At 40.0% G+C, this 14,994-nt stretch carries 14 protein-coding genes; all 14 read left to right on the top strand.

All coding sequences use genetic code 11. From position 1 onward, the window contains the following. Nucleotides 1-160 precede the first annotated feature (160 nt). On the top strand, nucleotides 161-1,972 hold the full coding sequence (gene cysJ / locus F1325_RS14615; protein ID WP_160230637.1) for an NADPH-dependent assimilatory sulfite reductase flavoprotein subunit: 1,812 nt from the start codon (nucleotides 161-163) through the stop codon (nucleotides 1,970-1,972). Continuing rightward, nucleotides 1,973-3,703 carry an assimilatory sulfite reductase (NADPH) hemoprotein subunit gene (gene cysI / locus F1325_RS14610; protein ID WP_160230636.1) on the top strand — a complete coding sequence of 577 codons (1,731 nt, stop codon included), beginning with the start codon at nucleotides 1,973-1,975 and terminating at the stop codon, nucleotides 3,701-3,703. Continuing rightward, a complete protein-coding gene (locus tag F1325_RS14605; protein WP_160230635.1) occupies nucleotides 3,700-4,431 on the top strand; it encodes a phosphoadenylyl-sulfate reductase in 732 nt (243 codons plus the stop codon). The genes cysI and F1325_RS14605 overlap by 4 nt, the downstream gene beginning before the upstream one ends. A 205-nt stretch (nucleotides 4,432-4,636) precedes the next feature. Further along, nucleotides 4,637-6,058, top strand: a complete 1,422-nt coding sequence (gene cysG, locus F1325_RS14600; RefSeq protein ID WP_160230634.1) for a siroheme synthase CysG — start codon at nucleotides 4,637-4,639, stop codon at nucleotides 6,056-6,058. Nucleotides 6,059-6,070: 12 nt separating this feature from the next. Next, on the top strand, nucleotides 6,071-6,979 hold the full coding sequence (cysD, locus tag F1325_RS14595; RefSeq protein WP_109371445.1) for a sulfate adenylyltransferase subunit CysD: 909 nt from the start codon (nucleotides 6,071-6,073) through the stop codon (nucleotides 6,977-6,979). An 11-nt stretch (nucleotides 6,980-6,990) separates the two neighbouring features. Then, the gene (gene cysN / locus F1325_RS14590) at nucleotides 6,991-8,442 is read left to right on the top strand and encodes a sulfate adenylyltransferase subunit CysN (protein WP_109371443.1); all 1,452 of its coding nucleotides are present in this window, start codon (nucleotides 6,991-6,993) and stop codon (nucleotides 8,440-8,442) included. Continuing rightward, entirely contained in the window at nucleotides 8,439-9,056 is a 618-nt protein-coding gene (gene cysC, locus F1325_RS14585) for an adenylyl-sulfate kinase (protein ID WP_406588809.1), read from the top strand. Before cysN ends, cysC begins: the two co-directional genes overlap by 4 nt. A 331-nt stretch (nucleotides 9,057-9,387) precedes the next feature. Next, on the top strand, nucleotides 9,388-9,678 hold the full coding sequence (gene ftsB, locus F1325_RS14580) for a cell division protein FtsB (protein ID WP_167392467.1): 291 nt from the start codon (nucleotides 9,388-9,390) through the stop codon (nucleotides 9,676-9,678). A gap of 39 nt (nucleotides 9,679-9,717) precedes the next feature. Further along, on the top strand, nucleotides 9,718-10,464 hold the full coding sequence (gene ispD / locus F1325_RS14575) for a 2-C-methyl-D-erythritol 4-phosphate cytidylyltransferase (protein ID WP_109371437.1): 747 nt from the start codon (nucleotides 9,718-9,720) through the stop codon (nucleotides 10,462-10,464). A 4-nt stretch (nucleotides 10,465-10,468) separates the two neighbouring features. Next, a complete protein-coding gene (gene ispF / locus F1325_RS14570; protein ID WP_109371435.1) occupies nucleotides 10,469-10,954 on the top strand; it encodes a 2-C-methyl-D-erythritol 2,4-cyclodiphosphate synthase in 486 nt (161 codons plus the stop codon). Further along, nucleotides 10,951-12,003: a tRNA pseudouridine(13) synthase TruD gene (truD, locus tag F1325_RS14565; protein ID WP_109371433.1), complete on the top strand. Its 1,053-nt coding sequence runs from the start codon at nucleotides 10,951-10,953 to the stop codon at nucleotides 12,001-12,003. The genes ispF and truD overlap by 4 nt, the downstream gene beginning before the upstream one ends. Further along, nucleotides 11,981-12,745 (top strand): 5'/3'-nucleotidase SurE, encoded by a 765-nt coding sequence (surE, locus tag F1325_RS14560; protein WP_088494730.1) that lies wholly within the window; start codon nucleotides 11,981-11,983, stop codon nucleotides 12,743-12,745. The genes truD and surE overlap by 23 nt, the downstream gene beginning before the upstream one ends. Next, a complete protein-coding gene (locus F1325_RS14555; RefSeq protein ID WP_075673789.1) occupies nucleotides 12,739-13,365 on the top strand; it encodes a protein-L-isoaspartate(D-aspartate) O-methyltransferase in 627 nt (208 codons plus the stop codon). Before surE ends, F1325_RS14555 begins: the two co-directional genes overlap by 7 nt. A gap of 153 nt (nucleotides 13,366-13,518) precedes the next feature. Continuing rightward, complete coding sequence (nlpD, locus tag F1325_RS14550; protein ID WP_160230633.1) at nucleotides 13,519-14,637, top strand: murein hydrolase activator NlpD; 1,119 nt, start codon at nucleotides 13,519-13,521, stop codon at nucleotides 14,635-14,637. Nucleotides 14,638-14,994: the final 357 nt, after the last annotated feature.

The following is a 14,994-nucleotide window of genomic DNA, read 5'->3' as shown; positions in this document are numbered from 1 at the left end:
TAAAGGAAACCAATAAATAAATTTAGCATTTAAGGTTATTAGATAGAGCCAACAGGTCTTTAATTCACCTTCTAGTCGTGGGATACCCTCTCAATATTAGAAATATTATCAAAGAACAATAAAGCACAGATAAGTGCTTCGCTTTTTTAAGGCAGGATAAATGAGCAATCAACCTCCATTATTATCAATGCTTCCATTAACCTCGGAGCAATTGAGTAAATTACAGGACGCAACAAAAGATCTCTCAACAGCGCAGATTGCGTGGTTATCTGGCTATTTGTGGGGACAGCTTAATCCTTCTGTCATACCCACATCGACAACGGTTACCTCAGCACAAGTGCCAGAGCAGGAAACCATTACATTGATCTCTGCTTCTCAAACCGGTAATGCGCGTCACCTTGCAGAACAGTTACGAGATAATCTGGTTGCTCACAAATTGAATGTAGAACTATATTCCGCAGGTGAATATAAGTTTAAGCAGATCCATAAAACAACAACCTTGATCATCATTGCATCGACGCAAGGTGAAGGTGATCCTCCTGAAGAAGCGATAGCTTTTTATAAATATCTGAACTCTAAAAAAGCCGCTGAAATGAAAGAAACAGCTTATGCAGTATTGAGCTTAGGTGATACTTCGTATGAGCATTTCTGTAAGGCAGGAAAAGACTTTGATGAGCGAATCGCACAACTGGGAGCAACACGTTTATTACCAAGAGTTGATGCCGATGTTGAATATCAATTTGTTGCGGATGAATGGATAAAACAGCTTACAGAGCTCTTAAAAGCAAGAGTACCAGAACAAAGTACGCAAATCCTGCAACAAACACAGTCAGGTACGACAGATATAGTTAATGCCTCTATTTATCATCGAGATGCGCCTTTTACTGCTACATTACTGACTAATAAAAAAATCACAGGCAGAAATTCAGATAGAGATATTCGCCATATTGAAATCAGCCTTGAAGGTTCTGATTTACAATATCAACCGGGTGATGCGCTAGGCGTTTGGTTTAATAACTCACCTGAAAAAGTTGATGAACTTATTGCCTTGTTGTGGCTAAAAGGTGATGAACCTGTCACGTTAAAATCTCAAACATTCACCTTAAAAGAAGCGTTGCTGCATCATTGTGAACTAACTCAAAATAGCGCACCTATCGTAAAAGCCTATGCCCAATTGACACGTCATGAAGATCTATTGTCATTGGTAGCTGATAAAACCAAGCTTCAGCAATATGCAGACAAACATCCTATTAATGAGATGGTGCGTCAATATTGTGCTCAACCCACGGCACAAGATTTTGTTGATATTTTACGTCCACTAACTCCTCGCCTTTACTCTATTGCATCGTCACAACAAGAAGTAGAAGACGAAGTACACCTTACTTTAGGGGTTGTACGTTACGACGTTAACTCGCGTACTTATACCGGTGGAGCCTCTGGTTTTTTAGCCGATAGCTTAAAAGAAGGCGATAGCGTCAATGTTTTTATCGAAAAAAATGCACATTTTCGTCTCCCTGAAGATAACACCGCATCTGTCATTATGATTGGTCCAGGTACTGGAATTGCACCTTTTAGAAGTTTTATGCAGCAGCGCGAAAATGACGCTGCAACAGGTAAAAACTGGTTATTTTTTGGTAATCCTCATTTTGTAGAAGATTTTCTCTATCAAGTGGAATGGCAACGTTATGTCAAAAGCGGTCTGTTAACTCATATCGATTTAGCATGGTCACGGGATCAAGCACATAAAATTTATGTACAAGATAAATTGCGTGAACGTGGTAATGAGATTTGGCAATGGTTACAGCAAGGTGCTTATCTTTATGTTTGTGGTGATGCATCTCGGATGGCAAAAGATGTTGAACAGGCGTTGTTAGATATTGTGATGGAGTATGGCAATAAAAATATTGAAGAAGCAGATGAATACTTAAGTGAGCTACGCCTAGAACGGCGTTATCAGAGGGATGTCTATTAAATGAAATCACACACTCAAGCGCCCTTAGTGGTTGAAGGGAAACTGGCTGATAGTGAACGTATGAAAAAAGAGAGTCACTTTTTACGCGGCACTATTACAGAAGACTTACAAAATGGTTTAACTGGTGGCTTTGAAGGCGATAACTTTTTGTTAATTCGCTTTCATGGCATGTATCAGCAAGATGACAGAGATATTCGTGCTGAACGTGCGGAGCAAATGCTAGAACCTCGCCATGCCATGATGCTACGCTGCCGTTTACCCGGCGGCATTATTTCGCCTAAACAGTGGCTTAACATTGATAAGTTTGCGACTGAAAATACGCTTTATGGCAGTATTCGTATTACTAATCGTCAAACATTTCAATTTCATGGCATTTTAAAAGGTAATGTAAAACCCGCACATCAGATGCTTGCAGCAACAGGGTTGGATTCTCTAGCTACTGCGAATGATGTTAACCGTAATGTCTTATGTACTTCAAACCCAGTACAATCTTCATTACACCAAGAAGCGTATGAGTGGGCGAAAAAAATATCAGAACACTTATTACCTCGCACTCATGCTTATGCGGAAATTTGGTTAGATAAAGAGAAAGTTGCAACCACAGACGAAGAGCCTATTTTGGGGGAAACCTACTTACCACGAAAATTTAAAACGTCAGTGGTGATCCCGCCTCATAATGATGTTGATCTTCATGCGAATGACATGAATTTTATTGCGATTGCTGAAAACGGGCATTTAGTCGGTTTTAATGTACTTGTGGGGGGCGGTTTAGCTATGACACATGGCGATAAGAATACCTTTCCTCGCTTAGCCAGTGAGTTTGGTTATATCCCTATTGAGAATACATTGGCAATTGCAGAAGCGATTGTGACAACTCAGCGTGACTGGGGAAATCGAACTGAACGCAAAAATGCAAAAACAAAATACACATTAGAGCGTGTTGGCGTAGAAACGTTTAAACAAGAGGTTGAACGTCGCTCAGGTGTCACTTTTGAGGCTATTCGACCTTATGAATTTACCCATCGAGGCGATCAAATTGGTTGGTTAAAAGGTGTTGATGATAAATGGCACCTGACTTTATTTATTGAAAGTGGACGGCTGATTGATGCGCCTGATGCTCCATTAAAAACAGGTGTTGCTGAAATCGCCAAAATTCATCAAGGTGATTTTCGCCTTACCGCAAATCAAAACTTAATTGTCGCAGGTGTACCTGAAAGCGAAAAAGCCAATATTGAAGCTATTGCACGTCAATATGGTTTGATTAACGATAACGTTACACCTCTGCGTGAACATGCAATGGCGTGTGTTTCTTTCCCAACTTGCCCATTGGCAATGGCAGAGGCAGAACGCTTCCTACCTGCATTTACCGATGCACTTGATAGCTTAATGACTAAACATGGTGTGAGTGAAGAGCATATTGTTGTGCGCGTAACGGGATGCCCAAATGGCTGTGGTCGAGCAATGCTTGCAGAAGTTGGGCTGGTGGGGAAAGCACCTGATCGCTATAACTTACATTTAGGGGGTAATCGTATCGGGACACGTATTCCGAGAATGTATCGCGAAAATATTACCTCACAAGAAATCATCGCAATACTTGATTCACTGATTGGTGAATGGGCAGTTTCTCGTCATAACAATGAAGGTTTTGGTGATTTTCTTATTCGCACTGATGTTGTTAAACCCATACTTAATTCTGCTATTGATTTTTATGAAGTGCAGGAGGCGGTATGAGCCTATTTCAGCTTGCTTCGCTAAAACAGTTACCTGTTGAAGAGCAGACACATGCTTTGAGCCAGATTAATCAACGGTTAGAGCAATTAAACGCCATTGAACGGGTTACTTGGGCTTTAGATAATTTACCTAAAGCCTTTGTATTAAGCTCCAGTTTTGGTATTCAAGCCGCGGTTTGTTTGCATTTAATGACAAGACAATACCCTGATATCCCCGTGATTTTGACTGATACGGGCTACTTATTTCCTGAAACCTACCAGTTTATTGATAGTCTAACGCAGCAGTTACAACTTAACTTGAAGGTCTATCGAGCTGAAATATCTTCATCTTGGCAAGAGGCGCGTTACGGCAAACTTTGGTTAGAAGGCATTGAAGGTATTGAGCGTTATAACCAGATAAATAAAGTAGAGCCAATGGAAAGAGCTTTACGTGAATTACAGGCTCAAACGTGGTTTGCAGGTCTTCGTCGTCAGCAATCTAAAAGTCGTGAACATTTGCCTGTGCTTTCAATCACAAAAGGGATTTTTAAGTTTTTACCCATCGTAGATTGGGATAATAAGAAAGTTTATCAATATCTTAAAGAAAACGACTTACCTTACCATCCTTTATGGGAGCAGGGTTATCTCTCAGTGGGAGATATTCATACAACTCGAAAATGGGAAGAGGGTATGAGTGAAGAAGAAACACGATTTTTTGGCTTAAAACGTGAGTGTGGATTACACGAATAACGTCATTATCTGCCAATAAATAATTGGGTAATAGAGCTTATCTATTGCCCTTTTTGTCATTTCTTAAAATCATAACTATTTGAAAGTATTTTATTTTTCCTTATTCCTTTCTGTTCCATCACATAGCTTTTTGTCATTTCATAACCCTTAAAGCACCTTTTATAGTCGTTAGTTATAAAGTGAACAACGAAGGTGAAATGCGCGTATGGATTACCTACCCTTATTTGTGGAATTAAAAGAACGCCCAGTGTTATTGGTTGGTGGTGGTCATGTTGCTGCGCGTAAAGCTTTTCTGTTATTAAGAGCAGGCGCTCGCTTAAGAGTGATTGCACCTCAGTTGTGTGATGAATTACATCTTGCTTATCAGCAAGAAAAAATTGAATGGGTATCAGCCAAATATCAATCTGAATATTTATTAGGAATGATGCTTGTGATTGTGGCAACGGATGACAGTGTGCTTAATCAGCAAGTTTATCTTGATGCACAAGCACGGCATATTTTTGTCAATGTCGTGGATTCACAACCTCAATGCTCATTTATCTTTCCCGCCATTATCGATAGAAACCCCATTTTGATTGCGATTTCATCGGCAGGAAAAGCTCCTGTTTTAGTGCGAATGATACGTGAAAAATTAGAAGCTTTATTGCCAAACTCATTAGGCACAATGGCAACAATTGCTGGGAAATGGCGCAATAAAGTGAAACGGCAACTGGGCTCGTTTCAAGCGCGTTGCCGTTTTTGGGAGCAAGCCTTCAGTGGTAAATTCGCCGCTTTAGTGGCAAGTGATCAGCTGGCACAAGCAGAAGCCTTGCTTGCACAACAATTGAAACAAAAAGAGATCCAACAAGGTGAACTAGCATTAGTTGGGGCTGGTCCTGGTGATGCGGGATTATTAACATTGCGTGGTTTACAGGTTATTCAACAAGCCGAAGTTGTGCTCTATGACAGCTTAGTGAGTCCAGAGGTTTTAGAGCTTGTTCGTCGTGACGCTGACACTATTTGTGTAGGTAAAAGAGCAGGACACCATAGTGTTTCTCAAGAAGAAACCAATGCGCTGATTGTGAAATATGCGCAACTTGGTAAACGTGTTGTCCGATTAAAAGGGGGCGATCCCTTTATTTTTGGACGAGGTGGCGAAGAACTAGAGGTTGCAGTACAGCATGGTATTTCATTCCAAGTTATTCCAGGGGTTACTGCGGCAAGTGGCGCAAGTGCATACGCTGGTATTCCATTAACGCATCGTCAATACGCACAAACTGTCACCTTTATGACAGGACATTGTAAACCCGATGGAATAGAGCCTGATTGGGCTTCATTAGCGCAGGCGAACCATACGCTAGCAATTTATATGGGAACAACAAAAGCCGAGCTTATTAGCCAGCGTTTAATCAAACTTGGACGTTCTCCATTAACGCCCATCGCGGTGATTAGTTGTGGTACACGTCGTGATCAGCAAGTTTTCACGGGAAATCTAACACAATTAGCGCAGTTAGCCGAAAAAGCGCCAATGCCCGCTTTATTAATTGTAGGGGAAGTCGCAGCACTACATCACCAACTTGCTTGGTTTGGCGATAGACAATCCCAATCAACATCATCAATCCATTCACCTTTGGTTCATTTTGCCTAAAACGAGGTTGTTATGAATGAAACACAATTAACTCATCTTCAGCAATTAGAAGCAGAAAGCATTTATATTCTGCGTGAAGTTGTCGCTGAGTTTGAAAATCCCGTCATGCTTTATTCAATAGGCAAAGATTCCTCGGTGATGTTGCATTTAGCTCGTAAGGCGTTTTATCCCGCAAAATTACCTTTTCCTTTATTGCATGTTGATACTGGCTGGAAATTCCGAGAAATGTATGAGTTTCGAGATAAAACGGCTAAAGAATATGGCTTTGATCTTAACGTTTATCGCAATCCGCAAGGTGTAGAACTTGGGATCAATCCATTTATTCATGGTAGTGCAAAACACACGGATATCATGAAAACAGAAGGGCTAAAGCAAGCCTTAGACAAATATGGTTTTGATGCGGCATTTGGTGGTGCACGCCGTGATGAAGAAAAATCACGAGCTAAAGAGCGTATTTATTCGTTTAGAGATAGAAAACATCGCTGGGATCCGAAAAACCAACGACCTGAATTATGGAAAAACTATAACGGACAGATTAATAAAGGTGAAAGTATTCGTGTATTTCCACTCTCTAACTGGACGGAACTCGATATTTGGCAATATATCTATTTAGAGAATATCGATATTGTTCCTCTCTATTTTGCAAAAAATAGACCCGTTATTGAACGTGATGGCACCTTAATTATGGTAGATGACGACAGAATTGATCTAAAACCGGGTGAAGTGATCACACAGCAAAAAGTGAGATTTAGAACGCTGGGATGCTGGCCATTAACGGGTGCTATTCCTTCACAAGCAGAAACTCTACCCGCCATTATTGAAGAAATGCTGATTTCCACCAGCAGCGAACGACAAGGGCGTTTAATTGACAGTGATCAGTCGGCCTCAATGGAACTGAAAAAGCGCCAAGGTTATTTTTAATCGGAGGAAATATGGGACTTTTAGCCATAAAAACGAATCAACTTGTCGCGGGTGAAATCGCACAACAGGGCGGTGTAGATCGCTATCTTAAGGCTCAACAGAATAAAGGATTACTGCGATTTCTAACCTGTGGAAATGTCGATGATGGAAAAAGTACATTAATAGGACGTTTACTTCATGACACAAGGCAGATCTACGAAGATCAGCTTTCTACATTACAAAATGAAAGTAAAAAGATCGGTACTCAAGGTGAAAAGCTCGATCTTGCTTTGCTGGTGGATGGATTAGCTGCGGAAAGAGAGCAAGGGATCACGATTGATGTTGCTTACCGCTATTTTTCAACGTCAAAACGTAAGTTTATTATTGCTGATACGCCAGGACATGCTCAATATACTCGCAATATGGCGACAGGTGCATCAACAAGTTCACTTTCTATTCTGTTGATCGATGCTCGAAAAGGCGTACAAGAACAAACAAGGCGACACAGTTTTATCAGCACACTCCTTGGGATCCGCCATTTAATCGTTGCGATCAATAAAATGGATCTGGTGGATTATCAGCAAGCGACCTTTGATTCGATCCAGCAAGATTATCTTAAATTTGCCGATCAACTCCCAACAGATCTTATTATTGAATTTGTCCCTATTTCCGCTCTTGATGGTGACAATGTGGTTTCTCCCTCATTGAATATGCCTTGGTATCAAGGAAAAACATTGCTTTCATTATTGGAAGATGCGCCAGTTAAGTTAGGCTCTAAGTCTCAATCACTGCGTTTCCCTGTACAATATGTAAATCGTCCAGATTTAGATTTTAGAGGATACAGCGGAACGGTGTCTTCAGGCGTGCTTTATCAAGGGCAACAAATCAAAATATTACCTTCAGGAAAACATACAACGATCAAACGTATTGTCACTTTTGATGGTGATTTAACGCAAGCTAAAGCAGGGCAAGCAATCACATTGGTTCTGGCTGATGAAATTGATATTAGTCGTGGGGATATTATCGTTGATGATAATGATACAACTGCCAATATTAGCACTCATGCGTTAATTGATGTGGTGTGGATGTCAGAGCAGCCTTTAGTACAAGGCCATACTCTGGATATCAAAATTGCAGGTAAAAAAAGCCGCGCCAAAATAGAAAATATTCATTATCAAGTGGATGTAAATAAACTCACCCAACAAGTAACAGATAATTTAAGTTTAAATGCGATTGGTAGTGTTGAAGTCTCATTTGAAGAGCCTCTGGTGCTGGATAACTATCAAGTTAATGCTGATACCGGAGGATTAATACTGATTGATCGACTAAGCAATGTCACCGTAGGTGCTGGGCTTATTCGAGAAACGAGAGATAACGCGATACAAACGATGACGCAATATGATGCTTTTGAAGTCGAGTTAAACCAGCTTATCCGTCGCCACTTTCCCCATTGGGGAGCAAGAGATCTTCTTGGAGGAAAATAGTGGTGATAAGCAACGATATTGTTTGGCATCCTCATAAAATTGGATTAAATGAACGCGAATCACAACAAGCACACAAAGGATGTGTGCTTTGGTTTACAGGGTTATCTGGCTCAGGTAAATCCACACTTGCCGATGCACTAGAACAAGCGCTTTATCAATATTCACAAAAGCATTCGCCTATTCATAGCTATTTATTAGATGGGGATAACTTACGCCATGGATTGTGTAATGATCTTGGATTTAGTGCCGAAGATAGGCATGAGAATATTCGCCGTGTAGGGGAAGTGGCTAAATTGATGGTCGATGCGGGGCTTCTTGTCTTAACGGCTTTTATCTCTCCTTACCAAAAAGACAGACAACAAGTGAGAGATCGCTTTGAGCAAGGAAGATTTATTGAGATCTTTGTTGATACTCCCCTTTCTATTTGTGAAGCCCGTGATCCGAAAGGGCTTTATCAAAAAGCAAGACGTGGTGAGATAACGCAATTTTCAGGTATAGATTCACCTTATGAACAGCCCATTGATCCTGAATTACATTTAGACGGTACACTTTCTATAAGTGAACTAACCCAACAAATCCTCGCATATCTACGGCAAAACCAAATTTACCGTTAATTTTATGATGGCATTAAATTATCTTTACACGAACCGCCGATAAAAAGGGGGAAATGTGTAGAGATAATGTATGCAATTAGAGTAAAAACGCTTATTTTTGTATATCATTTAAAATACAATTCATGCTTTAATTGAGCATTCACTTATTTATAAAGTAACCCCATAGCACTTCATCTTAATAAGAAAAAATCACACCTTAGTCTGGATTTTATAGATGTTACCCACGTTTATAGTGAGGAGAAGAGGAATAATAATGTAATATATTCCAGCGCTTTTGTGGCGTCTGTTGTTGAGTTGTGGGATGATTAGCCCATTAATCTTGGGGGTGGTAATGGGGAAATTAACAGTCTTACTTCTGATTTTACTTGGTTGGCTACAATATTCATTGTGGTTAGGTAAAAATGGTATCCATGATTACAACAAAGTAACTCAAGAAGTTCAATCTGCATTGGCGCAAAATACGCAGTTAAAAGAGCGTAATGATCGTCTATTTGCAGAGATTGATGACCTCAATGGCGGGCAAGAAGCGTTAGAAGAACGCGCTCGTAGTGAGTTAGGTATGATAAAGCCTAATGAGACATTTTTCCGAATTGTGAGCGATAAATCTCAACCACGTCGTTAATTTATTGAATTAATAGTGTGTCCTGATACAAATATCATAATGAATATAACAAACTCAACTCTTCCTATTGTTGCCATTATTCCAGCAGCCGGTATTGGAAGTCGAATGCAATCAGTCTGCCCAAAACAATACTTGAAGATTGGCGGATTGACTATTCTTGAACATACCATTAATGCCTTATTAAAACACTTACGTATAACGCACATTATCGTGGCGATCAGCCCTAATGACAGCTATTTTCACACGTTACCTTTAGCGCAAGATGAAAGAATAATTACGGTTAATGGTGGTGGTGAACGCGCTGACTCTGTATTGTCTGGTTTAGAGTATGTCACTCAACACTTTTCTGAAAATACATGGGCGTTAGTTCATGATGCCGCAAGACCTTGCCTACATTTTGGCGATCTTGATCATCTAATTAAATTAATTGATGAAAACGTTGTGAACCCACAATTTTGTGGTGGCATTCTTGCGACACCTGTTCGCGATACAATGAAACGTAGTCATCAACAAGATAATCATATTGAACAAACAGTAGAAAGAACAACCCTATGGCATGCATTAACGCCACAAGTCTTTCCTGCATTGTTATTAAAACAAAATATAGAAAATGCACTCTCACAAAAAGCGACGATCACTGATGAAGCCTCAGCGATGGAGTTTGCTGGATATGAACCTTTATTAGTTAAAGGGCGTGCAGATAATATCAAAGTTACTCAGCCAGAAGATTTAGCGCTTGCAGAGTTTTTCCTCTCACGCCAAATCACCAGTATAAGGAACACATAATAAAATGAGAATTGGACACGGTTACGACGTACACAAATTTGGCGGTGAAGGTCCCATTATTATTGGCGGCGTCAGAGTTCCTTATGAGCAAGGGCTGTTAGCTCACTCTGACGGTGATGTTGCATTACATGCGGTTACAGATGCTATTTTAGGCGCGGTAGCGATGGGCGACATTGGCACATTGTTTCCTGATACTGATCCTGCATACAAAGGTGCAGATAGCCGTGTACTCCTTCGTGAAGCATTCTCACGCGTGAGAGCAAAAGGTTACCGAATTGGTAATTTAGATGTCACGATTATTGCTCAGGCACCCAAAATGCTACCTCATACACCGCAAATGCGCGTCAATATCGCTGAAGATCTTCATTGCCATGTTGATGATATCAATGTGAAAGCGACTACAACAGAAAAGCTTGGCTTTGTTGGTAGAAAAGAAGGCATTGCCTGTGAAGCTGTCGTTTTATTAATGAAAGAGTCATTACCTGAATGAGTGATTTACCTGAACTCCATTGGTTACATGGAAAACCACAAGCAACAGGCTTACTAAAGTCAATTCCTGAAGATTTTATTGTCTGTGAAGATCTTGGCTTCACCCTTGATGGTGAAGGCGAGCATGTCATGGTGAAAATCAGAAAAACAGGTTGTAACACGGCTTTTGTTGCTGAAAAATTAGCAAAATTTGTAGGTATTCATCCGCGTGATGCCAGTTACGCTGGACTAAAAGACAGAAATGCTGTTACTGAACAATGGTTTTGCCTGCGAATGCCGGGTAAAGAGATGCCCGATTTTAGTCAGCTTGTTTTAGAAGGTTGTGAAATTCTAGAAACGACTCGCCAACAACGTAAATTACGTATAGGAACGCTAAAAGGTAATCACTTTACATTGGTGTTACGAGAAATTTCTGATCGCGATTTTGTTGATACTCGATTAGCGCAAATAAAAGCAAAAGGTATTCCTAACTATTTTGGTGCTCAACGATTCGGTCGTAATGGTGATAATTTACGACAAGCCATGCGTTGGGCAACGGACGAAATCCGCGTAAAAGAACGAGGAAAACGTAGCTTTTATCTCTCAGCAGCCCGTAGTGCGATGTTTAATCATATTGTCAGCAAAAGATTGGAATATGATTTATATTCAAAAGTGATACTCGGTGATGCAATGCAGCTTCATGGAAGAGGTAGCTGGTTTGTTGTTGATGAAGCAGAATTGGCTCAAACACAAACTCGTTATGAAGAGCATGATGTTCATATTACGGCACCTTTGCCAGGTAAAGGTGATTTAGGTACACAATCACAAGCATTGGATTTTGAAACTGAAAATCTGGCAGAATATGAAGTCTTCTGGTCACTAGCTCGACAAGAACGCGTTGATAATACAAGACGTGCTATCAATGTATTACCAGAAAATATGTCATGGAATTGGGTAGACGACACCACTGTTTCTCTGTCATTCTTTTTACCCGCAGGAAGCTTTGCAACTAGCGTTGTACGTGAATTAATTTTATTAGGGAATGATGATGCTGAAAATATTGGTGAGTAATGACGATGGTGTGATGGCAAAGGGGATACAGACTCTCGCTAAAGCATTGCGCCAGCGTTATGATGTACAAATTGTTGCACCTGATCGTAATCGTAGTGCTGCATCTAATTCTTTAACAATTGACAGACCTCTACGTAAGCAAGAGCTTGAGAATGGGGATATTGCGATTGTTGAGGGAACACCGACAGATTGCGTTTATCTTGGTGTAAACCATTTAGTACGTCCTCGTCCTGATATTGTGGTTTCTGGTATTAATCATGGTCCTAATTTGGGTGATGATGTTATTTATTCAGGTACTGTTGCAGCGGCAACAGAAGGGCGTTTTTTAGGTTTACCCGCCATTGCTGTTTCACTTGATGGTGAAACGCACTTTGAGACAGCCGCTCAAGTGACTTGTGAAGTTTTGGCAATGTTACAACAAGTACCGTTAAGAGCGGGAAATATTCTCAATATTAACGTACCTGATATTCCTCTTGATGAAGTAAAAGGTTTTCGTATTACACGTTGTGGTAGTCGACATGCTTCACAACATGTTTATACACATACTGATCCTCGAGGAAATAGTCTTTATTGGATTGGGCCTCCAGGTGAAAAAAATGATGTAGGCCCTGATACAGATTTTGCTGCTGTTGACGAAGGTTATGTTTCGATAACCCCATTACATGTCGATTTAACAGCCTATAAAGCACTTGATTTACTACAAAATTGGTTAAATAAAGCAGAGGTCAAAAAAACATGTTAAGTCGGTCAATGAAAGACTTACTGACAATGTTAAAACAGCATGGTATCAAGGATGAGAGCCTGTTGGAAGCAATGAGTAAAGTACCAAGAGAGCTTTTTATTGATGAAGCGCTTTCTCATAAGGCTTATGAAAATACGGCTTTGCCTATTGGCAATGGGCAAACTATTTCACAGCCTTATATTGTTGCCAAAATGACAACGCTACTGGAATTACAAAGTACCGATTCTGTATTAGAAATTGGTACAGGTTCGGGATATCAAACTGCAGTATTAGCAAATTTAGTTCATCATGTTAGTTCCGTTGAGCGTATAAAGATATTGCAATGGCAAGCTAAACGGCGCTTTAAACATCTTGATTTACATAATATCTCGACACGTCATGGTGATGGATGGGAAGGTTGGTCATCAAAAGCTCCTTTTAATGCCATAATAGTGACAGCGTGTGCAACAGAAGTACCACAACAGTTATTGATGCAGTTAGCCGATGGTGGCAGGATGATCATACCTGTTGGTGAACAACAACAAATACTGAAGTTTATCCGACGTTTAGGTAATGATTTTCACTATCAATCTATAGAAACTGTTAGATTTGTTCCTTTAATCGCAGGTGAGTTAGCATAACTTCCAGATAAATCTGACCGTTTTTTATTACTGCTTTTTAATAGCTTGTCGTAATCTGCACTAATAAATGAAACATTTTCAAAAAATTGCAGTCTTTTTGTTTAACTCGACAAATTGCTAGATGCTAATGCCTTTTTAAAGGGAGAAGGAAGTATGAATTCAGAAAGCCCAATTAAGCATGTCCGCTGGGCAATCATGTGTTCGGTAATTGGATTTGCATTAACAGGCTGTGCAGATACACCTTATCGTCCTGCGCCAATTACCTCTGTAAATGATAGCTCTTCAAATAATACGGTATCAACCGCACCTGTGATGACTAACAGTAATGCGACACCTATTGAAAGAACTACCCCCTTACAATCGTCACCTCCTCCTTCTATTAAGGTGAACTCCGCTTCGACTAATGGAGGCGTGGTTCAGTCTCAAAGCCAGCCTCGCGCTCAAACGTCAGTTGCAGCTCAAAATGTAAACACTGATGGCTCTGGACGCATTGTGTATAACCGTAACTACGACAGTATTCCAAAAGGAAACTACAACGGTAATACTTACACCGTAAAACGCGGTGATACTATGTTCTATATCGCTTGGATAACTGATAGTGATGTAAAAGAACTGGCATCAATGAATAACATCCCAGAACCTTATAGCTTAAACGTAGGGCAGGTGTTGAATATTGGTAACCGTCAGGTCAACACGGGTACTAATACCAATGTCAATACATCGGTTATTAATCAATCAAGTAGCGCTGGTGTTCAAACGGCACACGCTAAACCAACAAACAATGGTGCTATGGGACCATTGATTACTAAACCGGCAACAACACCACCAAAAACAACGACACCGCCACCAACAACGAATACAAATACTACAACTGCTGCAACACCAGCACCAGCGGCAGCTTCTGGTAAGTGGATTTGGCCTGCGCAAGGTAATATTATTGAAAGTTACTCAAGTGCGCCTGGCGGCAATAAAGGTATTGATATCGGTGGTACAAAAGGTTCACCAATAGTTGCCACTGCTGCGGGTAAAGTGGTTTACGCAGGTAGCGCATTACGCGGTTATGGTAACCTCGTTATCATTAAGCATAATGACGAATACCTCAGTGCATATGCACATAACGACACTATTTTGGTGCGTGAACAGCAAAATGTGAATGCGGGTCAGCAAATTGCCACAATGGGTAGCTCTGGAACCAGTTCTGTCCGACTACACTTTGAGATCCGCTATAAAGAAAAATCACTCAACCCAATGAGTTATTTACCTAAGAAATAAATAAGTGATTTTTTACTCGCATAGTGAATAATCCTAAAGTTAAGCCCTCTCCTTTACAAAAAGAAGAGGGCTTTTTCTTATCTGTAATTAATTAAAATATTGAAACAAAATAAATTTTGACTAAGTATAAGTGCTTATTAAAAGATTATTAAAAATGAGAGATCAATATAAAATTATAGATAACGTTAAATTAGACGGTTGATTCTCAACCAATGAATGCGTATGCTAAAAATTGTTATATAAAAAATGAATAAAGATTCGTTGTTATTAAAAGATGGACTATAAAATAACCCCTTGTTTAGGTGGATATTTCCTTTATTAGATTATCTTTTTAATAATAGTACGTAATATAAATTA

It is taken from the genome of Proteus columbae, from assembly GCF_009914335.1.
GTDB lineage: Bacteria > Pseudomonadota > Gammaproteobacteria > Enterobacterales > Enterobacteriaceae > Proteus.
Note: the sequence above shows the minus strand (reverse complement) of the source record. Positions and strands in the feature narration are given on the sequence as shown.

What these genes read in the sequence shown, in the direction of transcription:
- cysJ (WP_160230637.1), top strand. Translation starts at nt 161, where the DNA reads ATGAGCAATCAACCTCCATTATTATCAATGCTTCCATTAACCTCGGAG.
- cysI (WP_160230636.1), top strand. Translation starts at nt 1,973, where the DNA reads ATGAAATCACACACTCAAGCGCCCTTAGTGGTTGAAGGGAAACTGGCT.
- F1325_RS14605 (WP_160230635.1), top strand. Translation starts at nt 3,700, where the DNA reads ATGAGCCTATTTCAGCTTGCTTCGCTAAAACAGTTACCTGTTGAAGAG.
- cysG (WP_160230634.1), top strand. Translation starts at nt 4,637, where the DNA reads ATGGATTACCTACCCTTATTTGTGGAATTAAAAGAACGCCCAGTGTTA.
- cysD (WP_109371445.1), top strand. Translation starts at nt 6,071, where the DNA reads ATGAATGAAACACAATTAACTCATCTTCAGCAATTAGAAGCAGAAAGC.
- cysN (WP_109371443.1), top strand. Translation starts at nt 6,991, where the DNA reads ATGGGACTTTTAGCCATAAAAACGAATCAACTTGTCGCGGGTGAAATC.
- ftsB (WP_167392467.1), top strand. Translation starts at nt 9,388, where the DNA reads ATGGGGAAATTAACAGTCTTACTTCTGATTTTACTTGGTTGGCTACAA.
- ispD (WP_109371437.1), top strand. Translation starts at nt 9,718, where the DNA reads ATGAATATAACAAACTCAACTCTTCCTATTGTTGCCATTATTCCAGCA.
- ispF (WP_109371435.1), top strand. Translation starts at nt 10,469, where the DNA reads ATGAGAATTGGACACGGTTACGACGTACACAAATTTGGCGGTGAAGGT.
- truD (WP_109371433.1), top strand. Translation starts at nt 10,951, where the DNA reads ATGAGTGATTTACCTGAACTCCATTGGTTACATGGAAAACCACAAGCA.
- surE (WP_088494730.1), top strand. Translation starts at nt 11,981, where the DNA reads ATGCTGAAAATATTGGTGAGTAATGACGATGGTGTGATGGCAAAGGGG.
- F1325_RS14555 (WP_075673789.1), top strand. Translation starts at nt 12,739, where the DNA reads ATGTTAAGTCGGTCAATGAAAGACTTACTGACAATGTTAAAACAGCAT.
- nlpD (WP_160230633.1), top strand. Translation starts at nt 13,519, where the DNA reads ATGAATTCAGAAAGCCCAATTAAGCATGTCCGCTGGGCAATCATGTGT.